Annotated in this window: 22 protein-coding genes and 1 pseudogene; 14 read left to right on the plus strand and 9 right to left on the minus strand. The window is 72.7% G+C overall.

Annotated elements, in window-relative coordinates:
• Window positions 1-23: 23 nt before the first annotated feature.
• The 3 genes from KME75_RS13675 to KME75_RS13685 are packed head-to-tail and all read left to right on the plus strand — an operon-like array spanning window position 24 to window position 1,614.
• Window positions 24-839 (plus strand): alpha/beta hydrolase, encoded by an 816-nt coding sequence (locus KME75_RS13675; RefSeq protein ID WP_219415008.1) that lies wholly within the window; start codon window positions 24-26, stop codon window positions 837-839.
• Between the two features lie 35 nt (window positions 840-874).
• Complete coding sequence (locus KME75_RS13680; RefSeq protein WP_219415009.1) at window positions 875-1,201, plus strand: cupin domain-containing protein; 327 nt, start codon at window positions 875-877, stop codon at window positions 1,199-1,201.
• Entirely contained in the window at window positions 1,198-1,614 is a 417-nt protein-coding gene (locus KME75_RS13685) for an acyl-CoA thioesterase (protein ID WP_219415010.1), read from the plus strand. Before KME75_RS13680 ends, KME75_RS13685 begins: the two co-directional genes overlap by 4 nt.
• Before the next feature lie 35 nt (window positions 1,615-1,649).
• On the opposite strand, the gene KME75_RS13690 is transcribed toward KME75_RS13685, so the two are convergent.
• Window positions 1,650-2,627 carry a DUF2867 domain-containing protein gene (locus KME75_RS13690; protein ID WP_219415011.1) on the minus strand — a complete coding sequence of 326 codons (978 nt, stop codon included), beginning with the start codon at window positions 2,625-2,627 and terminating at the stop codon, window positions 1,650-1,652.
• 51 nt (window positions 2,628-2,678) lie between these two features.
• Here KME75_RS13690 and KME75_RS13695 point away from each other — a divergent pair, with 51 nt between their 5' ends.
• Complete coding sequence (locus KME75_RS13695) at window positions 2,679-3,254, plus strand: TetR family transcriptional regulator (protein WP_308282752.1); 576 nt, start codon at window positions 2,679-2,681, stop codon at window positions 3,252-3,254.
• On the opposite strand, the gene KME75_RS13700 is transcribed toward KME75_RS13695, so the two are convergent.
• On the minus strand, window positions 3,241-3,993 hold the full coding sequence (locus KME75_RS13700; RefSeq protein WP_308282753.1) for an enoyl-CoA hydratase/isomerase family protein: 753 nt from the start codon (window positions 3,991-3,993) through the stop codon (window positions 3,241-3,243). The genes KME75_RS13695 and KME75_RS13700 overlap by 14 nt on opposite strands.
• Window positions 3,994-4,068: 75 nt before the next feature.
• On the opposite strand from KME75_RS13700, the gene KME75_RS13705 reads away from it, so the two are divergent.
• From KME75_RS13705 to KME75_RS13720, 4 genes are all read left to right on the plus strand, one after another.
• Window positions 4,069-5,154 (plus strand): S-(hydroxymethyl)mycothiol dehydrogenase, encoded by a 1,086-nt coding sequence (locus tag KME75_RS13705; protein ID WP_219415014.1) that lies wholly within the window; start codon window positions 4,069-4,071, stop codon window positions 5,152-5,154.
• Window positions 5,155-5,227: 73 nt separating this feature from the next.
• Window positions 5,228-5,854 (plus strand): MBL fold metallo-hydrolase, encoded by a 627-nt coding sequence (locus tag KME75_RS13710; protein WP_219415015.1) that lies wholly within the window; start codon window positions 5,228-5,230, stop codon window positions 5,852-5,854.
• A gap of 33 nt (window positions 5,855-5,887) precedes the next feature.
• Complete coding sequence (locus KME75_RS13715) at window positions 5,888-6,178, plus strand: type II toxin-antitoxin system Phd/YefM family antitoxin (protein ID WP_219415016.1); 291 nt, start codon at window positions 5,888-5,890, stop codon at window positions 6,176-6,178.
• Window positions 6,175-6,558, plus strand: a complete 384-nt coding sequence (locus KME75_RS13720) for a type II toxin-antitoxin system VapC family toxin (RefSeq protein WP_219415017.1) — start codon at window positions 6,175-6,177, stop codon at window positions 6,556-6,558. Before KME75_RS13715 ends, KME75_RS13720 begins: the two co-directional genes overlap by 4 nt.
• 15 nt (window positions 6,559-6,573) lie before the next feature.
• Here the strand turns inward: KME75_RS13720 and KME75_RS13725 are convergent, their stop codons facing one another.
• A complete protein-coding gene (locus KME75_RS13725) occupies window positions 6,574-7,746 on the minus strand; it encodes an MFS transporter (RefSeq protein WP_308282754.1) in 1,173 nt (390 codons plus the stop codon).
• The gene (gene mtnA / locus KME75_RS13730; protein WP_219415036.1) at window positions 7,734-8,693 is read right to left on the minus strand and encodes an S-methyl-5-thioribose-1-phosphate isomerase; all 960 of its coding nucleotides are present in this window, start codon (window positions 8,691-8,693) and stop codon (window positions 7,734-7,736) included. The genes KME75_RS13725 and mtnA overlap by 13 nt, the downstream gene beginning before the upstream one ends.
• 129 nt (window positions 8,694-8,822) lie before the next feature.
• Between mtnA and KME75_RS13735 the strand changes: the two genes are divergently transcribed.
• The 4 genes and pseudogenes from KME75_RS13735 (at window position 8,823) to KME75_RS13750 (ending at window position 12,597) form a co-directional block, all read left to right on the plus strand.
• Entirely contained in the window at window positions 8,823-9,785 is a 963-nt protein-coding gene (locus KME75_RS13735; RefSeq protein ID WP_219415018.1) for a metal ABC transporter solute-binding protein, Zn/Mn family, read from the plus strand.
• A 2-nt stretch (window positions 9,786-9,787) separates the two neighbouring features.
• Window positions 9,788-10,555, plus strand: coding sequence for a metal ABC transporter ATP-binding protein (locus KME75_RS13740; protein WP_219415037.1), 768 nt, complete (start codon window positions 9,788-9,790; stop codon window positions 10,553-10,555).
• Window positions 10,552-11,727, plus strand: coding sequence for a metal ABC transporter permease (locus tag KME75_RS13745; RefSeq protein WP_219415019.1), 1,176 nt, complete (start codon window positions 10,552-10,554; stop codon window positions 11,725-11,727). Before KME75_RS13740 ends, KME75_RS13745 begins: the two co-directional genes overlap by 4 nt.
• Window positions 11,724-12,597 (plus strand): annotated as a pseudogene (locus KME75_RS13750) (metal ABC transporter permease). The gene KME75_RS13745 and the pseudogene KME75_RS13750 overlap by 4 nt, the downstream one beginning before the upstream one ends.
• Window positions 12,598-12,664: 67 nt before the next feature.
• On the opposite strand, the gene KME75_RS13755 reads toward KME75_RS13750, so the two are convergent.
• Complete coding sequence (locus KME75_RS13755) at window positions 12,665-14,002, minus strand: MFS transporter (RefSeq protein ID WP_246632041.1); 1,338 nt, start codon at window positions 14,000-14,002, stop codon at window positions 12,665-12,667.
• Window positions 14,003-14,165: 163 nt separating this feature from the next.
• Here KME75_RS13755 and KME75_RS13760 point away from each other — a divergent pair, with 163 nt between their 5' ends.
• Both KME75_RS13760 and KME75_RS13765 read left to right on the plus strand, forming a co-directional pair.
• A complete protein-coding gene (locus tag KME75_RS13760) occupies window positions 14,166-15,080 on the plus strand; it encodes an ABC transporter ATP-binding protein (protein WP_308282755.1) in 915 nt (304 codons plus the stop codon).
• Complete coding sequence (locus tag KME75_RS13765) at window positions 15,077-16,258, plus strand: ABC transporter permease (protein ID WP_219415020.1); 1,182 nt, start codon at window positions 15,077-15,079, stop codon at window positions 16,256-16,258. Before KME75_RS13760 ends, KME75_RS13765 begins: the two co-directional genes overlap by 4 nt.
• A 42-nt stretch (window positions 16,259-16,300) precedes the next feature.
• On the opposite strand, the gene KME75_RS13770 is transcribed toward KME75_RS13765, so the two are convergent.
• From KME75_RS13770 to KME75_RS13785, 4 genes are all read right to left on the minus strand, one after another.
• Entirely contained in the window at window positions 16,301-16,726 is a 426-nt protein-coding gene (locus KME75_RS13770) for a sunset domain-containing protein (protein WP_219415021.1), read from the minus strand.
• Window positions 16,727-16,896: 170 nt separating this feature from the next.
• Window positions 16,897-18,195: a citrate synthase gene (locus KME75_RS13775; protein ID WP_219415022.1), complete on the minus strand. Its 1,299-nt coding sequence runs from the start codon at window positions 18,193-18,195 to the stop codon at window positions 16,897-16,899.
• A 99-nt stretch (window positions 18,196-18,294) separates the two neighbouring features.
• Entirely contained in the window at window positions 18,295-19,653 is a 1,359-nt protein-coding gene (locus KME75_RS13780) for an APC family permease (protein WP_219415023.1), read from the minus strand.
• Between the two features lie 51 nt (window positions 19,654-19,704).
• Window positions 19,705-21,096 (minus strand): MFS transporter, encoded by a 1,392-nt coding sequence (locus KME75_RS13785; RefSeq protein WP_219415024.1) that lies wholly within the window; start codon window positions 21,094-21,096, stop codon window positions 19,705-19,707.
• Window positions 21,097-21,109 lie beyond the last annotated feature (13 nt).

Here is a 21,109-nt window from a genome sequence, read left to right on the forward strand (position 1 = left end):
AGCGCCTGGGCAGGAGGATGCGAATGGCGGAATCGCAGGAGTGGACGTACCCGGGCCACGGGGGCGAGCTCGTCGCCCGCACGTGGCCGCGGGAGGACGCGCGCTACATCGCGCTGCTGTGCCACGGCTACGGCGAGCACATCGGCCGGTACGAGCACGTCGCCGACGCGCTCGTCCGCCACGGCGCGGTCGTCCACGGCGTCGACCACGTGGGGCACGGCAAGAGCGCGGGTGAGCGGGTGCTCGTCGGCGACTACGAGCAGGTCGTGGCCGACTTCCACGAGCTCGCCGGACGCGCCGGCGACCGCGACCCGGGCCTGCCGACCGTGCTCGTCGGGCACTCGATGGGCGGCATGATCGCGGCCCGGTACGCGCAGCGGTACGGCGACGAACTGGCCGCGCTCGTCCTGTCCGGTCCCGTTCTCGGCCGCTGGGACACGGTGAACACGCTGCTCGCCCTCGACGAGATCCCCGACACCCCGATCGACCCCGACACTCTCTCCCGCGACCCGGCCGTCGGTGCGGCCTACGCCGCCGACCCCCTGGTGTGGCACGGGAGGTTCGCCCGGCCGACCCTCGAGGCACTCGCCGCGTGCCTGGACCGGATCCGCGCGGACGGCGGGCTGGGCGACCTGCCCACGCTCTGGGTGCACGGCGCGGACGACCGGCTGGTACCGATCGACGGGACCCGTGAGGGCATCGAGCTCCTGCGTGGGAACCGGTTCGAGGAGCGGGTCCACGCCGGCGCCCGCCACGAGGTCTTCAACGAGACCAACCGGGACGAGGTCCTCGCGGAGGTCACTGCGTTCGTCGACCGCGTGCTCCCCGGCACGACGTGATCACGACGGACGCCGGCACCCGGTACGGTCCGGGCATGCAGGTGGTGCAGGGCGCGCACGAGTTCGTGCTGCCGGACGGCAGACAGAGCAACTACGTCGAGCACCTGCGGGTGCCCGACCTGTCGCTGGGCACCTACTGCATCCCCGCCGACGGTGTCGACGGCCAGCAGCCGCACACCGAGGACGAGATCTACGTCGTGCTGAGGGGCGCCGCCCGGCTCGTCGCGGACTCCGGTGAGACCCCGGTCGGTCCCGGCTCGGTCGTCTTCGTCCCGGCCGGGGAGGCGCATCGGTTCACCGACGTCACCGAGGACCTGTCGGTGCTCGTGGTGTTCGGCCCGGCGGAGCACTCGCGGGGATGAGCGACGTCGTCATCCACCCGGTCACCGTCCGGTACATGGAGATCGACGCCCAGGGCGTGGTCTTCAACGGCTGGTACCTCACCTGGTTCGACGAGGCGATGGCCACGTTCTTCACCGCTCGGGGAGCGCCTTACCACGCGATGATCGAGGCGGGGTACGACGTGCAGCTCGTCCACTCGGAGATCGACTGGAAGGCCGGGGTGCGCTGGCAGGACGCGATCGAGGTCGCGGTCTCCACCGCCCGCGTCGGCCGCACCAGCTTCGCGCTGGACTTCGAGGTGCGCCGGGACGGGGCCGAGGTCACCTGCGCGGGCCGCACCGTCTACGTCGTGATCGCCACGGACGGATCGGGGAAGCGGCCGATCCCGCCGCTCATCGCCGAGGCGCTGGGCGAGCCGGCGCCGCTGCACTGAGGCACCCATCGCGCGAACGGCCCGTTCGCGCGAACCTATCGCGCGAACGTGCCGCTCGCGCGGGTCGGCGCCACGCGCGGCGCGCGGGAGAGCCGCCGCGCCGCGCGCGTCAGCATCGCCCGCACGACCACCGGGTGCACCCGCCGCACCAGCGCCGAGTAGGCGCGGCCACGTGCGTTGTGCACCTGGACGACCGTGCTCAGCACCACGCGGTCCGGCTCCCGCCGCACCGAGGCGCGGAAGTCGAGGTGCCCCGCGTCGGTGCCGAGCAGCACCTCGTCGTCCGTGCGGGCGAGCGTGTCGAACGCGGTGCCGTCGTCGCGCTCGATGCCGACGAGCCCGACCACGGCCTGCCGCAGGCCGAGCAGCGCGACCACCCAACGCGGCGGGTCGCGGAAGATCGCATCCGCCCAGGCCTGCGGATCGGTGGGCATGCCCGGGTGGCACACGACCGCGTACGCGTCGGCCCAGTCGACGCGTTCCAGGGCTCCGGCGAGCAGTGCGGTGGCCGGCAGGTCCACCTCGCGCGCCCGCGGCACTTCGAGCGGCTGCAGCAGCCGCACCCACGGCGACCACCAGGCGGGCCGCGCCGGGCCGGTCCCGAGCTCGGCCTCGGCCCGGTCGAGGAGGTCCTCCAGCACGGCGTCGTGCAACCACCGGATCGCCAGCGGCCACAGCAGCAGCACGCGCCCGGCCGTTCGGCCCTCGACGACGTGGCGCAGCACGGTCCGCGACGGGCCGGCCGGCTCGGCGATCAGCGTGTGCCGCCCGTGCAGCCCCACCCGCGGGTGGAACGTGAACTCGACCATCCGCCCCGGCTCGTACGCCGTGACCCGGTACCGGATCGGGCCGTGCCCACCGGACGCGCCGATGCGCAGCGGCCCGTCGAGCACCATCGGCGCCCACGCCGGGGACGGCCAGAGCCGGTCGTCCGGGCCGCCGAGCCCGTCGAGCAGCGGTTCGACGTCGGCCACCGGAACCGGCAGCACGCGCTCGTGGACGTTGTGCACCATGACGACCTCCGTACGCCACCGTATGGAATGACCGTACGCTACCGTACGGTCGTGGCGGAGCGGAAGCGACTCACAGCATGGGACTGGACCGTGGCGGCCTACGAGGCGCTCGCCGAGGGCGGCGCCGCCGCGGTCGCCGTCGAACCGCTCGCCGCCCGGCTCGGCACCACGAAGGGTAGCTTCTACTGGCACTTCCCCGGGCGCGACGCCCTGCTCGAGGCGGCCCTGCTGCACTGGGAGCGCACCGAGACCGAGGAGGTCATCGCGCTCGTCGAGGCCCAACCGGACGTCCGCGCGCGGCTGCGGGCCGTCCTCGCCATCGCCCTCGGCGAGCACGAGGACCGGCCGACGGGCGCCGCAGTGGAGCTCGCGCTGCAGCCGACCGCGGGGCACCCGCTGGTCGCCCCGGTGCTCGCCCGCGTCACCGAACGCCGGCTGACCTACCTCACCGCGCTGTTCGGTGAGCTCGGGTTCCCACCCGAGGACGCCCGACATCGCAGCCTGCTGGCCTACACGTCGTACCTCGGGCACGCCCAGCTGACCCACGCCACACCGGCCGCCGCGCCGAGCGGTGACGCACTGCGCCGCTACGTCGACGCCGCGATCGGCACGCTCACCTCCGCGTGACGGCCGCCAGGTAGTCGGCGGTCCACCCGTCGGTGGCGCGGCGGCTCCACAGGGCGGTGACGGCGTCCTCCTCGTCGGCGTACCGGTCGGTGCGCTCGAGGGCCTCGCGCCGCAGCTGCGCCTTCATGGCCGCGAACGTGTCGGGCGGGACGTCGGCGGCGAGCGACCGCGCGGCCTCGACGGCCCGCGGCAGCAGCTCGTCGACGGGCACGACCTCGTCGACGAGGCCGACGGCCTGCGCGTCACGGGGCCGGTGGGTGCGCGCACCGAGGATCAGCCGGCGCGCCGCGACATCACCCACGGCGTACCGCAGGACCTCGACGGCCATCCGCGGGAACGGCACCCCGACCTTGATCTCGGGCACGCCGATGCGGCCGTCGCCGTCGGCCATGAGCGTGACGTCGGCGCACGCGGCCAGCACGCATCCGCCCGCGATGGCGTGCCCGTTGACGGCCGCCACGACCGGCTTGGACAGCTCGAACGCCGCCCGGAACGCGTCGGCGAGCGCGGGCAGGAACCGCCGCACGTACGGCTCCCCCTCGTCGAGGTACCGCCGCAGGTCGACACCTGCCGAGAAGGTGTGGTCCGTTCCGGTGAGGACGACGGCCCGCGCCGGGTCGGTCGCCAGCGCCCGGAACCGTTCGGCGATCGCCTCGCACAGCTCCATATCCATCGCGCTGACCTTGCCGTGCGCCAGCCGCAGCACCGCGACATCGCCCTCGTCCACGTACTCGATCACGTGCCGCAACCTACCGGCGCCGCGCACGCATGGCAGGCTGCGCATGCAATTCCGACGTCGAGGATGGGAAGCACCATGCCGCAACAGGTCCGCGGAGTCGTGGCGCACCGCAAGGGCGAGCCGGTCACGCTGGAGACCATCACCGTGCCCGACCCGGGGCCGGGCGAGGCGGTCGTGCAGGTGCAGGCCTGCGGGGTCTGCCACACCGACCTGCACTACCGCGAGGGCGGGATCAACGACGAGTTCCCGTTCCTGCTCGGCCACGAGGCCGCCGGCATCGTCGAGGCCGTCGGCGAGGGCGTCACCGACGTCGCCCCCGGCGACTTCGTCATCCTCAACTGGCGTGCCGTGGACGGCACCTGCCGCGCGTGCCGCCGCGGTGAGCCCTGGTACTGCTTCTCCACCCACAACGCCACGCAGAAGATGACCCTGGAGTCCGGGCAGGAGCTCACCCCGGCCCTGGGCATCGGCGCGTTCATCGAGAAGACCCTCGTCCACGCCGGCCAGTGCACCAAGGTCGACCCCGCGGCCAAGCCCGAGGTCGCCGGCCTGCTCGGCTGCGGCGTGATGGCCGGCATCGGCGCCGCCATCAACACCGGCAAGGTCGGCCGCGGCGACTCCATCGCCGTGATCGGCTGCGGCGGCGTCGGCGACGCCGCCATCGCCGGCGCCAAGCTCGCCGGCGCGTCCACGATCATCGCCGTCGACATGGACCCGCGGAAGCTGGAGTGGGCCAAGGAGTTCGGCGCCACCCACACCATCGACGCCCGCGAGCAGGACGTCGTCGAGGCCGTCAAGGAGCTCACCGACGGCAACGGCGCCAACGTCGTCGTCGACGCCGTGGGCCGGCCGGAGACCTTCAAGCAGGCCTTCTACGCCCGCGACCTGGCCGGCACCGCGGTCCTGGTCGGCGTCCCCACCCCGGACATGACCGTCGATCTGCCCCTGATCGACGTCTTCGGCCGCGGCGGCTCCACCAAGTCGTCCTGGTACGGCGACTGCCTGCCCTCCCGTGACTTCCCGATGCTGGTCGACCTGCACCTGCAGGGCCGGCTCCCGCTGGACAAGTTCGTCACCGAGACGATCCCGCTCGACGGTGTCGAGGCCGCTTTCGAGAAGATGCACAAGGGCGAGGTGCTGCGGTCGGTGGTGGTCCTGTGAGCGAGCGTCAGCGAGCGAACCATCGACACAGCGCCCGCGCGCAGCGCCGGAAGAGCGCCAGCGAGGACGTGCGATGAGCCCCGTCGACCACGTCGTCACGTCCGGCACCTTCTCCCTCGACGGCGGCACCTGGGACGTCGACAACAACGTCTGGATCGTCGGCGACGACCGCGAGGTCGCCGTCATCGACGCCGCCCACGACGCCGACGAGATCGCCGCCGCGGTCGGGGACCGGCGGGTGGTGGCGGTCGTCTGCACGCACGCCCACGACGACCACGTCAACCAGGCCCCGGCCCTGGCCGACCGGTTCGGCGCGCCGATCCTGCTCAACCCGGCCGAAGCACCGCTGTGGGAGATGACCCACCCGGACCGGAAGCCCGACCGGGAACTCGCCGACGGCGACGTGGTCACCGCCGGCGGGGTCGTGCTGCGGGTGCTGCAGACCCCTGGCCACTCCCCCGGCTCCAGCTGCCTGTACGCCCCCGAGCTCGGCACGGTCTTCACCGGCGACACCCTGTTCAACGGCGGCCCCGGCGCGACCGGACGGTCCTACTCCTCGTTCGACACGATCATCGAGTCGATCCGGGAGAAGCTGCTCACCCTGCCCGGCGACACCACCGTGCGCACCGGGCACGGCGACTCCACCACGATCGGCAGCGAGCTGCCGCACCTGGAGGAATGGATCGCGCGTGGACACTGAAACTATGTAGCACCTACGTGCTACCTTGGTGAGATGAGCCAGCCCGAGAGCATCGGCATCCGCGAACTGCGCCAGCACGCGTCGCGGTACGTCGCGATGGCCAAGGCCGGGAAGCGGGTGCCGGTGACCGAACGGGGCAAGCTCGTCGCGTACCTGGTGCCCGCGGAGGAGCCGGGGTCGATCCTCGACCGACTGGAGGCGGCGGGGCAGCTGCGGCGGGCGACGGGGAACTTGATGGATCATCTGCCCCCACCACCCGCCCCACCTGGCGCGCGGCCGCTGAGCGAGGTGCTGCAGGAGATGCGCGACGAGGAACGCTATTGATCTACCTGGACACGTCGGCGTTCCTGAAGACGGTATGGCAGGAGCCCGAGTCAGCCGCACTGTCCCGGGCGATCGGCGACAAGCCGACGGTTTCCAGCGCGCTCCTGGCTGTCGAAGCGCGGCGAAGCACGCTCCGCGTCGCCGCCGATCAGCTGCCGCGCACCGACCTGATGCTCGCGGATGTGAATCAGATCGAACTGACCCCGGCGCTTCTGGAGTCCGCCAGCCGGCTGCCCGACCCGATGCTCCGCTCCTTGGACGCCATCCACCTCGCCACCGCGCTCCTGATCCGCGAGGAGGTCGACGTCCTGCTCAGCTACGACCAGCGGCTCCTCGACGCGGCCGCGGAGCACGGCCTCCCCACGGCCGCCCCCGCGTAGTCCCGATGGCCGGCGTCAGCGGCGGCGGGTGCGAGCGAGGAGGGCGGTGCCGCCCAGCAGCGCCGCGGACGTCCCGAACGCGGCCGCGAACCCGAACGGCTCCGCCACCGCCCCGAGGCCGACGGCGCCGACGCCGGTGCCCGCGTCGTAGGCGATGTTCCAGGCCGCGCTCGCGGCCCCGTACCGGGCGCTGCCGAACGCGGTGAACAGCGCGGTGAGCGAGGCGTTCTGCACCACGCCGAACCCGACGCCGACGACGCCCGCCCCCACCGCGAGCAGCACTCCGCCGCCGGTCGTGACGGCGATGACCTCGGCCACCATCCCGGCGGCCGTCAGCAGCATCCCGGGCGCGAGCAGGCGGGCGCCCCACCCGCGCCGGTCCACCAGCTCGCCCGCCAGCAGCCGCCCGAGCAGCGCTCCCGCCGACGTCGCCAGCAGGGCGAGGGCCACGAGCAGCCCCGCGTCGGGCGCGGCCAGCGGCAGGAACGTGATCAGCCCGCCCTGCGCGATCGAACAGGCGATCATCGCCAGCACGGGCGCGAACGCCGACCGGGCCAGCATCCCGGCCCCGGCCGGCCCGGCGAGCGGGTCGGCCCCGTCGCCACCGGCGGGCCCGATCAGTGGCACGAGCAGCGCGCCGAGCACCGGCGCCACCCCGGCCGCGAGGAACACCACGGTGAACCCCAGCTGGTCGACCACCGCCACGCCCGCGGCGAGCAGCCCGAGCTGCGGCAGCCCGACCGCCAGGCCGTACCGGGCTGCGGCCCGCCCGTGCTGGGCGCGCGGCACGAGCTCCGCGACGAGCGCGCCGCCGGCGACGGTGAGCATCCCGAACCCGATGCCGCGCAGGACGGAGACGCCCAGCACCGGGGCCAGCGCCGGCGACAGCGCGAGCAGTGGCGCGGGCGCCCCGAGCAGCACCGACCCGATCGCGAGCACCCACCGGTGCCCGATCCGGGCGAGCATCCACGGCACGCCGAGCTGGGTGACCACCGTGGCGAGCATCAGTACGCCGGTGGTCGCACCTGCGCCGAACGCGCCGGAGCCGCCACGCGCCACCCACAGCGGCACGACCGGCAGCAGCAGCGCGTACCCGCTGAACGCGAGGACGGTGGCGCCGAGCATCAGCCGGAACGGCGCGCCCCCGATGCCCCGGGCGGAGGTGGGCACGCGCGTCACGGGCGCCACACCCGGTCCTCGGTGACGACGGCCGTCACGAGGTCGGACGGAGTCACGTCGAAGGCGGGGTTCCAGGCCGCGCTGCCGGCCGGCGCGACCCCGGCGCCGAGCACCTCGTCGGGCGCCCGCTCCTCGATCTCGATGGCGGCGCCGTCGAGGGTGTCCGGGTCGAGCGTCGACTCCGGCGCCGCGACGACGAACGGGATCCCGGCGCGGGCCGCGGCGAGCGCGAGCGGATAGGTGCCGATCTTGTTGGCTATGTCACCGTTGGCCGCGACCCGGTCGGCGCCGACCACGACCGCGTCGACGAGCCCGCGCGCGATGATCGAGGGACCGGCGCCGTCGACCACGATCCGGTACGGGACGCCCAGCTCGGACAGCTCGACGGCGGTGATCCGGGAGCCCTGCAGCAGCGGACGCGTCTCGTCGGCGACGACGTGGGCCACCCGGCCCGCCTCGTGCAGCGAGCGGACCACGCCCAGCGCCGTACCCCATTCCACGCAGGCCAGTGCCCCGGCGTTGCAGTGGGTGTGCACCCGCAGCGGCGCCGGTCCGCAGAGCTCCTCCAGCAGTTCGGCGCCGCGCGCCCCGATCGCCCGGCACGCGGCCGCGTCCTCGGCGAGCACCGCGAGCGCGGCGTCGAGCACCGCGTCCGGGCCGTGCGGCGCCGCCGCGAGGGCCCGCCGGACCCCGACCGCGAGGTTCACCGCGGTGGGCCGGGCCGCGGCGAGCCGTGCGGCGACGGCGGCGAGCTCGGCCCCGGTGGCGGTCCCCGCGGCGAGGGCGACCCCGAGCGCGCCCGCGGCCCCGAGCGCCGGGGCGCCGCGCACGACGAGCCGCTGGATCGCGTCGATGAGCGCGTCCACCGTCGCGACGTCGGTGAGCCGCAGCTCCGGCAGCGCCGTCTGATCGATCAGCCTGATCCGACCGTCCACCCATTCGACCGTTCGCGGCAACACCCGTCCGAGCGTAGGCGGCGCAACGAGCGGCCGGAGGGCCGGCCGAGGTTGATCTCGCCGAATCGCGGGAAGCCCAGTATGGTGGAGTCGGTTAGTTCAAGCTCACGTATCAATTAGAGGTGGCTAATGCCGGACGGCGCGCGGCGCGTCCCGCGGCGCTCGGTGCTGGCCGCCGCCGCGCTGGGCCTCGCCGGCCTCACCGGCTGCGTGGCTCCCCCGGCCGCGGGCGACGAGCCCATCGGCGACCGCCGCCTCCGCGTCACCACCACCACGAACTTCATCACCGACACCGTCGCCCGGATCGGCGGCGAGCGGGTCGAGGTGACCGGGCTGATGGGTCCCGGCGTCGACCCGCACCTGTTCCGGGCGAGCGCGCGCGACGTGCGGACGCTGCGCCGGGCCGACGTCATCTTCTACGGCGGGCTCGAGCTCGAGGGCCGGATGGCCGACCTGCTCGCCGACCTGGCCGAGCGACAGCTCACCGTGGCCGTCACCGCCGACCTGCCGCGCGACCAGCTGCTCGCGCCCGCCCCCGGCGCGAGCGAGCAGTACGACCCGCACGTCTGGTTCGACGTCGCGCTGTGGCAGCAGGTGTGCCGCACGATCGCGGCGACGCTGGCCGAGCGCGACCCCGCGCACGCGGCGACCTACCAGGCGAACCTCGACGCGTACCTGACCGAGCTGACCGAGGTGGACCGCTACATCCGGCAGCGCCTGGAGCCGATCCCGCCACAGCGGCGGCTGCTGGTCACCTCGCACGACGCGTTCGCCTACTTCGGTCGCCGGTACGACGTCGACGTCGCCGGCATCCAGGGCATCTCCACCGCGGCCGAGGCCACCACGGCCGACATCGAGCGGGTGGCCGAGCTGATCGCCGACCGCGGCGTGCCCGCGGTGTTCATCGAGTCCAGCGTGCCCCGCCAGACGATCGACGCGCTGATCGCCGCCGCCGCCCAGCGCGGCGCGCAGGTGCGGGTGGGCGGCGAGCTCTACACCGACGCCGCCGGTGAACCCGGCACGCCGGAGGGCACGTACATCGGGATGTTGCGCGCGAACGCCGACCGGATCGCCGAAGGACTGGGAGGGTGACCATGCTGATGAGCTCACGGTCGGCCACGGAGCTTGCGACCTCCACCGACACCGCGCTGGACGTCCGCGGACTCACCGTGTCCTACCGCTCCGCGCCGGTGCTGTGGGAGGTCGACGCCCGGTTCCCGGCCGGACAGCTGTGTGCGATCGTCGGGCCGAACGGAGCGGGCAAGTCCACCCTGCTCAAGGCGGCCCTCGGGCTCGTCCCCTCCGACGCGGGCCGCGTGCTCGTCCAGGGGGCCACCGGCCGGGCGGCACTGGACCACGTGGCCTACGTGCCGCAGGCCGAGTCGGTGGACTGGGACTTCCCGATCACCGTGCGCGAGGTCGTCGAGATGGGCCGCTACCGGTCGGCCGGGTGGTTCCGCCGGGTCGGGCGGACCGACCGGGCGATCGCCGCGGAGTGCCTGGAGCGGGTGGGGATGGCGGGCTTCGGCCGCCGCCAGATCGGGCAGCTGTCCGGCGGGCAGCGGCAGCGGGTGTTCCTCGCCCGCGCGCTGGCGCAGCGCGCGCCCGTGCTGATGATGGACGAGCCGTTCGCCGGGATCGACGCCCGCACCCAGGCCGACCTGCTGCACCTGCTCGGCGGGATCCGCGACGACGGCGGCTCGGTGATCGTCGTGCACCACGACATGGCGCAGGTGCGGGCCGCGTTCGACTGGACGCTGCTGCTCAACGTGCGTGCCCTGGGCTGCGGTCCGACGGCGGAGGTGCTGACGCCCGCCGCCCTGCGGGAGGCCTACGGGGTCGACCTCACGAGCGCCGGATGACGAGCCTGTTCGGCCTGCCCTACAGCGACTCGGTCGTCGTCGCGGGCGCGCTCGTGCTGGGGATCACCAGCGGCGTGCTGGGCGCCTTCGCGGTGCTGCGGCGGCGGAGCCTGGTCTGCGACGCCGTCGCGCACTCGACGCTGCCCGGCGTGTGCGTGGCGTTCCTCGTCGCCGGCGTGAAGGACGTGCCGGGGCTGCTGCTCGGCGCCGCGGTCGCCGGGCTGGTGGCGGCGCTGCTCATGGTGGGGATCGAACGCACGAGCCGGATCCGCCCGGACGCCGCGATCGGCGTGGTGCTGTCGGGCTTCTTCGCGCTCGGGGTCGTGCTGCTCACCCACATCTCCAACACGGCCGACGCCGACCAGGCCGGGCTGGAGAACTACCTGTTCGGGCAGGCCGCCGGGCTGCTGGAGCGCGACGTCGCCGTGATGGCCGTGGTCGCGACCGGTGCCCTGCTCGTGGTGGCCGTTGCCCGCCGCGCCCTCACCGCCACGCTGTTCGACCCCGCCTACGCCGGCGCGATCGGCCTGCCGGTGCGCGCGCTGGAGACCGTCATGACGCTGCTGCTGGTCGTGGCGGTCGTCATCGGCGTCCGCGTCGTCGGGGCGATCCTCATGGTCGCGATGCTCGTGATCCCCACGGTCACCGCCCGGCAGCTCGCCGACCGGTTCCCCCACGTACTGGTGCTGGCCGGCGTCGTCGGCGCGGCCGTCGGCGTCACCGGGTCCCTCGCGGCCACCCGCGGTCAGCTGCCCACGGGGCCGGTCGTCGTGCTCACCGGCTTCGCGGTCGCGCTGGCCGCAGTGCTCCTCGCCCCGGGGCGGGGTGTCGCGTGGCGGGCACTGCGGCTCACCGCCCGGCGCCGGCAGGTGCGCCGCGAGGCCGTGCTTGCCGCGCCGGAGGCACCCGGGCACGGTCTCGCAGACCGGCTCGCCAGGGCGGCACTGCGCCGCCGGGGCCTGCTCGCTCCCGACGGGCGCAGCCTGACCGCCGCGGGTCGCGCCGCGGCCGATGAGCTCGCCGAACGTCGGGCCCTGTGGTCGGCCTGGCTCGCTCACGGCGCCGCGGTGCGGCTGCCGGACGCGCGCGAACCCGACCCGGCCGACCTGGCGGGCAGCCTCGGAGAGGACGCGGTGCGGCAGCTGCGCAGGCTGGCGCGGGAGGCTGTATGAGCGACGACCTGGTGATCATCGTGGTGGCCGGGCTGGTGGGCACGGCCTGCGGGTTGCTGGGGCCGTTCCTGGTGCTGCGGCGGATGGCCCTGCTCGCCGATGCCGTCAGCCACGCCGTGCTGCCCGGCATCGTCGCGGTCTGGCTGATCGCGCAGACGCGCGCGCCACTGCCGGTGGTGGCGGGCGCCGCGGTGTTCGCCGTGCTCTGCGTGCTCGCGATCGACGCTGCGCGCCACCGGGCTCGTCGCCTCCGACGCCGCGATCGCGCTCGTGTTCCCCGCCCTGTTCTCCCTCGGGGTCCTCGAGGTCACCCGCTACGCCGACGGCATCCACCTCGACCTCGACTCCACGATCTACGGCGAGATCGCGTTCGTCCCGTTCGACACCGTGCCCATCGCGGGCCACGACGTCGTGCGCTCCGGGCTCGTGCTGGCGGTCGTGGCACTACTCAACCTGGTGCTCGTCGCGCTGCTGTCGAAGGAGCTGAAGACCACCACCTTCGACCCGCAGTTCGGGACGACGGTGCGGCTGCGCCCGAAGCTGCTCTCCCGGCTCCTGCTCGTGGCCGCGGCCGTCACCGCGGTCGCCGCGTTCGACGCCGTCGGCGCGATCCTCGTGGTGACCATGCTGATCGTCCCGGCGGCCACCGCGTACCTGCTCACCGACCGGCTGGTCGTCATGGTCGCGATCGCGGTCGGCGTCGGCTGGGTCGGGGCCGCTGCCGGGTACGGGATCGCGCTCGGCGTGGACAGCTCGATCGCCGGGGCGATGGGCCTGGTGTGCACCGCCTGTTTCGTCGTCGCGCTGCTGGCCTCACCGCGGCACGGGCTGCTCACCCGCCGCCTCCGCCGCCGCTCGCTGCGCCCCTAACGCCGGCAAGGTGGCAATTCTGTCACCGGACGGCAGTATCGCCACCTTGCTGCGACGGCCCGGGGCCCTACGCCGGTTGCGCGCGCAGCACCGACGCCGACGCCTTGGGCAGCGGGCGCCGCGCGCTCTCCGCCACCTTGATCACCGCGACCAGCGAGATCAGGGAGGCGACCGCGAGGTAGATCCCGGGCATCGTGTTGTTGCCGGTGCTGTCCACGAGCGCCGTCAGGATGAGCGGCGCCGTGCCACCGAAGATCGAGGTGGACAGGTTGTAGCCGATGGAGAAGCCGCCGTAGCGCACGTCGGTGTCGAACAGCGCGGGCAGCGTGGCCGACATCGTGCCGAGCAGCATCACCAGCAGCAGGCCGAGGATCACCAGCCCGCCGACGGTGCCCAGCACCGTGCCCATCGCGAGCAGCGCGAAGGACGGGTAGCCGAGCACGATGAACCCGACGCACGAGGTCACGATCAGCGGCTTGCGGCCGATGCGGTCGGACAGCGCACCCACCGGGATGATCACGAACATGATCATCAGCATCATGCCGAGGATGTAGAGCAGCGCGGGCGTGGCCTCGAGGCCGAGCGTCGTCTGCAGGTACGTCGGCATGTAGAACAGGATCGTGTAGACGGCGACGTTGTAGAACAGCACCAGCCCGATGCACGTCAGGACGGGTCCCCGGTGCCGCGTCAGGGTGTCCTTCAGCGGCGATTCCGACACCTGCGCCGACTCCTCGAGCTCCCGGAAGGCGGGCGTGTCCTCGAGCTTGCTCCGCAGGTAGAGCCCGACCAGGCCGAGCGGCCCGGCGATCAGGAACGGGATGCGCCAGCCCCACGAGCTCATCGCCGCGTCCGACAGCCCGACCTGCAGCAGCGTCACCATGCCCGCCGCGAGGACGAACCCGCCGGTCGTGCCGAACTCCAGGAAGCTGCAGTAGAAGCCGCGCCGCTTGTCCGGCGCGTACTCGGCGATGAACGCGGCCGCGCCGCCGTACTCACCACCCGTGGCGAAGCCCTGGATCAGCCGGGCCACGACGAGGAGGATCGGCGCTGCCCACCCGATCGCCCCGAACGTCGGCAGCAGGCCGATCGCGAAGCTCGCCGCCGACATCACCACGATCGTCAGCGCGAGCACCCGCTTGCGTCCGATCCGGTCACCCAGCGGGCCCAGGATCGTCCCGCCGAGCGGACGCACCAGGTAGGCCACGGCGAACAGCGCGAACGTGAGCGCAACGTTGGCGTTCTCGTCGCCGCCGGGGAAGAAGTTCATCGCGATGTAGATGGCGACGTAGCTGTAGATGCCGTAGTCGAACCACTCGACGAGGTTGCCCATGGCGGCCGCGCCCACCGCCTTGCGCACGGTGCGTTCGTCGACCTCGACGGGCTCGGTCTTGTCCGTTGTGGTCATGAAGACCCCCCTCTCCTGGGCCCGGACGCTATGAGTGGCCGGATAGGGCCGCAACAGCTGGGACGGCCTGCGGCAGCGGCCGCCGGTGGCTGCACGCCCCCTCACCGGCCACGATCGGGGACCACCGGGAGGTCTGTCACTTTCGGTGACTAGGGTCGGATCCGTGCTGGACATCGGGGGGATCACCAAGAGGTTCGGGTCACGACAAGTCCTCGACGACGTGTCGTTCGCCGTGCAGCCCGGGGAGGTGTTCGGGTTCGTCGGCAGCAACGGCGCGGGGAAGACCACCACCATGCGGATCGTGCTGGGGGTGCTGTCCGCCGACGCGGGCGAGGTGCGCTGGAAGGGTGCGCCCGTCCGTCGACGCCGACCTGCGGCGGCGCATCGGCTACATGCCGGAGGAGCGCGGCCTCTACCCGAAGATGAGGTCGGCGACCAGCTGCACTACCTGGCCCGGCTGCACGGGCTCAGCGACGCCGAGGCGACCACCTCCTTGCAGCGCTGGACCGAGCGGCTCGGGGTCGCGGCGCGGTTCGGCGACGAGGTGCAGAAGCTCTCGCTGGGCAACCAGCAGCGGGTGCAGCTCGCCGCCGCGCTGGCACACGACCCTGAGGTGCTCGTGCTCGACGAACCCTTCTCCGGGCTCGACCCCACCGCCGTCGAGGTCATGAGCAGCGTGCTGCGGGAGAAGGCGCGTTCCGGCGTCCCCGTGATCTTCTCCAGCCACCAGCTCGAGCTGGTGGAGCGGCTCTGCGACCGGATCGGCATCATCGCTGCCGGGCGGATGGTCGCCGTCGGAAGCGTCGACGAGCTGCGCCGCCGCGACGACGCCACCGTCATCGACGTGCTCGGGCCGCAGGACGGCTGGGCCGCCGGCGTGCCGGGCGTCGAGGTGGTCGACGGGGGCGACGCGGCCGGGCGAACCCGCGTGCGGCTCGCTCCGGGTGTCGACGACCAGCACGTGCTGCGGGCGGCGCTCGCCGCCGGGCCGGTGCACGAGTTCCGGCGGTGGCGTCCACCGCTCACGGAGCTCTACCGCGACGTCGTCGAGTCCGACCGCCCGGAGGTGCCGGCATGACCACGCCACTGTCCTCGAACCAGGCGGTGCTGCTCGTGGCGCGCCGCGAGTTCGTCACGCAGGTCCGGTCCCGCACGTTCCTGATCGGGCTGATCATCACCCTGGTGCTTTTCGGCGGCTTCGGCCTGCTCGGCGGCTTCATCGCGAGCCAGGCCTCGAGCCACTCGCTCGGCGTCACCCCCGCGACAGCGCCGCTGCGGCCCGCCGTCGAGGAGATCGCCCGCGTCCAGGACGCCGACGTGGAGATCCGGGAGCTCGACGACGCCACCGGCCGGACCCAGGTCGCCGCCGACGAGATCGACGCCCTGCTCAACGGTTCCCCCGGCGGCTATCAGCTCGTGGGCCGCGACACGGTCGACTCCGCGCTGGAGGCGATCGTCGGGACCGCCGCCCAGCAGCAGGCTCTGGCCAGCGCGCTGGCCGGCGCAGGGGTCGATCCCGAGCAGCTGGCGGCGAACGCGCAGGTGGGCATCAGCACGCTGGAACCGGCCGACCCGGCCAGGGGCGAGCAGCTCGCGCTCGCGATCGTCGGCACGATCCTGCTGTTCATCTCCCTCAGCAGCTACGGGGCACTCGTGGCCACGGGCGTGGTGGAGGAGAAGCAGAGCCGGGTGGTCGAGCTGCTGCTCGCCACGATCAAGCCGTGGCAGCTGCTGGCGGGCAAGGTCCTGGGGCTGGGCGCGGTCGGGCTGGTCCAGCTGGCGATCCTCAGTGGGATCGCCGCCGCGGTGGGTACCCTCACCGGCTTCCTGACGCTCCCGGGCGCCGCCGCGGGCATGTTCGTCATGGTGGTCGTCTGGTACCTGCTCGGCTTCTTCCTCTTCGCCTCGCTCTACGCCGCGGTGGGGTCCACGGTGTCGCGCCAGGAGGAGCTCAACTCGGTGGTCACGCCGATGATCTTCCTGCTGCTCATCCCGTTCGTGCTCGTGCTGAACCTGCTGCCCAACGACCCGCGCAACGAGCTTCCCACGGTGCTGTCCTACATCCCGTTCTTCTCTCAGACGATCATGCCGGCCCGGTACGCGATGGGCGTGGCATCGCTGTGGGAGGTGCTGCTGGCCGCCGTCCTCGCCGCCGTCGCGATCGTGCTGGTCGTCCGCGTGGCCGGGCGGGTGTACAAGAACTCGATCCTGCGTACCGGGGCCCGGGTGAGCCTGCGCGAGGCGCTGCGCTCCTGACGCCCGCCCTGCGGCTCGGCGTCCGGCCCGGGGCGGCGGGGGTCAGCTCGCCGCGCGCCGCTTCGCGCTCCACTCGGTGAAGCCCGCCGCCCGGGCGTCCTCGGTGGTGCGGAACCAGACGTCGGCGCGGGTGCGCGCGTAGTACGGGCTGGCCGGCGGGTGGAAGAGCCGGGACGCGTGCTTGCCCTTGATCGTGTACTCGGCGGCGGGTGCGGACCCGTCGGGCAGGGGCGCAGCCGACGCTGGCAGCGCGGCCACCGGGACAGCCCCGCGCGGCCGCGGCGACGGACGCGGCGCTGCGCGCTCAGGAGCCGGGGTGCGCTGCGGCTCGGGCCATCGGTCGCCGTAGTCGACGCCGGTGGTGCGCCAGTAGCGGGCGATCACCGCAGCGGTGGCGCCGACCAGCAGCAGGAACAGGAACCGGTACAGCCGGCGCGGAGCGCGCTTCCGGATGTTCTTCGCCATCATTTCCCCTCCTGACGGGACTGCTGACGAAGAGTAGCCGAGCAGACACGCACTGCAACATCAGCCCGAGTGGAGGGGCGTCATTCGCTCGCAGCCGCCCGGCCTTGCAGCAGGGTGGCGCTACTGCCGTGTTGGTGGAGCAAAGGCCACCATGCTGCAACTCGGGCCGGCGGTCAGCGCTCCGACATCGGCACGAACGGGCGCTCGGTCGCGCCGACGTAGAGCTGCCGCGGACGACCGATCTTCGTGGCCGGGTCGTTGATCATCTCGCGCCAGTGCGCGATCCACCCCGGGAGCCGGCCGAGCGCGAACAGCACCGTGAACATCTTGACCGGGAAGCCCATGGCCCGGTAGATCACGCCGGTGTAGAAGTCGACGTTCGGGTAGAGCTTGCGCTCGACGAAGTAGTCGTCGGCAAGCGCCTTCTCCTCCAGCGTCTTGGCGATGTCGAGCAGCGGGTCGCTGACGCCCAGCTTCTTGAGGATGTCGTCGGCGCTCTGCTTGACGATCTTCGCCCGCGGGTCGTAGTTCTTGTAGACGCGGTGCCCGAAGCCCATCAGGCGGGCACCCTTCTCCTTGTTCTTCACCCGCTCGACGAACTTCTCGACGTCGCCGTTCTCCTCGTCGCGGATGCGCTGGAGCATCTCGAGCACCGCCTGGTTCGCCCCGCCGTGCAGCGGGCCGAACAGCGCGTTGATGCCCGCCGAGATGCTCGCGAACAGGTTGGCCTGCGACGACCCGACCATCCGGACGGTGGACGTCGAGCAGTTCTGCTCGTGGTCGGCGTGCAGGATGAGCAGGACCTCGAGGGCGCGGGCGAAGTCGGGGTCGATCTCGTAGGGCTCGGCCGGGAAGCCGAACGTCATCCGCAGGAAGTTCTCGACCAGCCCGAGCGAGTTGTCCGGGTAGAGGAACGGCTGCCCGACCGACTTCTTGTACGCGTACGCCGCGATCGTGGGGACCTTGGCGAGCAGCCGCACGGTGGACAGCTCGACGGCGTCGTTGTCGAACGGGTCGAGGCTGTCCTGGTAGAAGGTGGACAGTGCGCTGACCGCGCTCGACAGCACCGGCATCGGGTGCGCGTCGCGCGGGAAGCCGTCGAAGAACCGCTTGAGGTCCTCGTGCAGCAGCGTGTGCCTGCTGATCCGGTTGGTGAACGCGTCGAGCTCGGCCTGGGTGGGGAGCTCGCCGTAGATCAGCAGGTAGCTGGTCTCGAGGAACGTGGAGCCCTCGGCGAGCTGCTCGATCGGGTACCCGCGGTAGCGCAGGATCCCGGCGTCGCCGTCGATGTAGGTGATGCCCGACGCGCAGGCCGCGGTGTTGCCGAAGCCGGAGTCGAGCGTGACCATGCCCGTCGAGGAGAGCAGCTTGCTGACGTCGAACGCCGAGGCGCCCTCCGTCGCGGGTTTGATGGCCATCTCGTGGTCACCGCCGGGGTGGCGCAGGACGGCTGTGGTGTTCTCGTCGGCCATGTGGAGGTTCCCTCACACTCAATGTTTCCGTGGTTGGCCGCAACGCTAGTGCGCTCCCAGGCCGCCGTGCCTCTCAGAGCGTGTGACGTCAGGCAAGGTTCAGCTCTTGCCGAGCCGCTCCGCGTCGACGTCCACCCGCCCCACGACGAGGTAGTTCACGACCCACAGCGCCGCACCGACGAGCAGCAGGATCCCGGCGATCACGAACTGCTGCAGCGGCCGCCCCGACAGCGGTGTGGCGAGGAAGCCGCAGAGCACGATGCCGGCGTAGGGCGCCCAGGTCGGCGCGCGGAAGTGCCGGTGTTCCACGCGGTCGCGGCGGACCACCAGCACCGCGATGTTGACGATCGTGAAGACGGCGAGCAGCAGCAGCGCGGTGGTGCCGCCGAGCTGCGAGATGTCGGCGCTCGTCACCAGCACGATCGCGACCACGCTGGTGAACGCGATCGCCACCCACGGGGTCCGGCGGCCCTCGTGCACGGTGCCGAACACCCGCGGGATGATCCGCTCGTGGGACATGCCGTAGAGCAGCCTGCTCGCCATCAGCATGTTGATCAGGGCCGAGTTCACCACGGCGAAGAGCCCGATGGCGGCGAACACCGCGAGCGGGAACCCGGGTGCGCCCGCCTGCAACACTCGGAAGAGCGCCCCGCTCTCGGCAGCGGCCAGCTCGTCGGCGGGCACGAGCATCGACGACAGCACGGCCACGACCACGTAGATCGTGGCGGCGACCCCCATCCCGACGAGCATCGCCCGCGGGAAGATCCGCGGCGGGTCGTGGGACTCCTCGGCCATGTTCACCGAGTCCTCGAACCCCACCATCGCGAAGAACGCCAGCGACGTGGCGGCGGTGATGGCGAGGAAGGCCGTGGAGTCGCCGGTGTCGACCTCGACCAGGCGGGACGGCTCCCCCGCGCCGCCCGCCACCGCGTATATGCCGACGCCGATGATGAGCAGCAGGCCCGACAGCTCGATCAACGTGAGCACCAGGTTGGCCTTGACCGACTCGCCCACCCCGCGGAAGTTGATCAGCGCGAGCCCGGGGATGAATACCGCCGCGACGGCCCACGTCGGCAGCTCGATGAACTGGCGCAGGTAGGTGTCGCCGAACGCCTTCGCGGCGGTGGCCGCCGAGGTGACGCCCGAGGCCATCACCGTGAACGTCACCATGAACGTCAGGAAGTTGATCCCGAACGCCTTGTGCGTGTACAGCGCGGCCCCCGCCGCCCGCGGGTACTTCCCCACCAGCTCCAGGTAGCTGAACGCGGTGAGGAACGCGACGACGAACGCCAGCAGGAACGGCGCCCACAGCGCCCCGCCGACCACCGCGGCCACCGAGCCCGTGAGGGCGTAGATGCCGGTGCCGAGGATGTCCCCGATCACGAAGAACAGCAGCAGCTTGGGTCCGATGGCCCGCCGGAGCTCCGGTTGCCCCGTGACCGCGCTCACATCCGCCATGGCATGATCGTGCCGCTTCTACGGCCTCCCGTCATCCCCTGGGAGAGCCAGTTATGCCGACGGCGCCACGGGCGCCTTGTAGCGCCAGAACGCCGGGAACGCCACCACCACGGCGATGGCGAACACGATCACCGCGAAGCCGCCGACCGAGGACGCTGCCCCCGGGCCGATCCCGGCCGCGGCAGTCCCGTGCCAGAGGTCCGCGACCCGCGGACCGCCCGCCACCACCACGAGGAACACGCCCTGCATGCGCCCGCGCATCTCGTCGGTGGCCACGGTCTGCAGGATCGACATCCGGTAGACCGCGCTCACCGTGTCGGCGGCGCCGGCAACGGCGAGGAAGAGCACGGCGAGCCACAGCGACCCGGTGAGCCCGAACAGCGCCACCCCGAGCCCCCACGTGCAGATCGCGACCGTGATCGCGACCCCCTGGTGCTGCACCCGGTTCAGCCAGCCCGAGAGCAGCCCGGCGATCACCATCCCGGCCGGGATCGCGGCGAACAGCAGCCCCATCGCGAACCCGCCGCCCGGCGGGTCGCCGTAGACCTCCTGGGCGATCTCCGGGAACACCACGCGGGGCATGCCGAAGGCCATCGCCACGACGTCGATGAGGAACGACACGAGCAGCACCTTGTGCAGGGCGGCGTAGCGGAAGCCCTCGGCCACCTCCCGCAGGCCCGCCCGGCGCCGCACCCCGGACTCCGGCGGCACCGACGGCAGCCGCCAGGTCGCCCACAGGGTCGCGAGCAGCGCGATCGCGTCCAGCAGGTACAGCGTGGACAGCCCCACCACCGGGATGAGGACGCCGGCCAGCAACGGCCCGGCGATCGCCCCGGCCTGGAACACGATCATGTTCAGCGCGTTCGCGGCGGGCAGCTGCTCGATCGGGACGAGCCGCGGGATCACCGCGTTGCGGGTGGGCTGGTTGACCGACAGGAACGCGGTCTGGACGGCGAACAGCGTCAGAACGGCCCAGACGTTGCCCACCCCGGCCGCGGCGGTGACCCACAGGGCCAACGACGACAGCGCGATTCCCGTACCCGTGACGAGAAGCAGGACCCTGCGGTCCACGGCGTCGGCGATCGCCCCGCCCCACAGCCCGAACACGATCAGCGGCACCAGCCCGAACAGGCCGGTCAGCCCGACATATGCCGAGGAGCCGGTGAGCTCGTAGATCTGCGCCGGGACCGCGACGACGGACAGCTGCGCGCCGATCACCGTGATCATCCCGGCGAGCCAGAGGCGCCGGTAGGCGGGCGTGCGCAAGGGACGGGTGTCGGCCAGTGCGCCCCGGACCGCGCGCCCGAGGCGCCTGGTCGGCGAGACCGCCGCGCCCTTCGTGGGGCGCGTGGGGGCGTCCGGGCCCGCGGTGATGCGCCCGGTCGGCGCGTCCTGCGCCAGTGGGTTGGGGCGCGTGCGTTCCTCGGGACCGGGCGTCGTCACGAAGTCACCAGTA

It is taken from the genome of Pseudonocardia nigra, from assembly GCF_019396355.1.
In the GTDB taxonomy this organism is placed as follows: Bacteria; Actinomycetota; Actinomycetes; order Mycobacteriales; family Pseudonocardiaceae; genus Pseudonocardia; species Pseudonocardia nigra.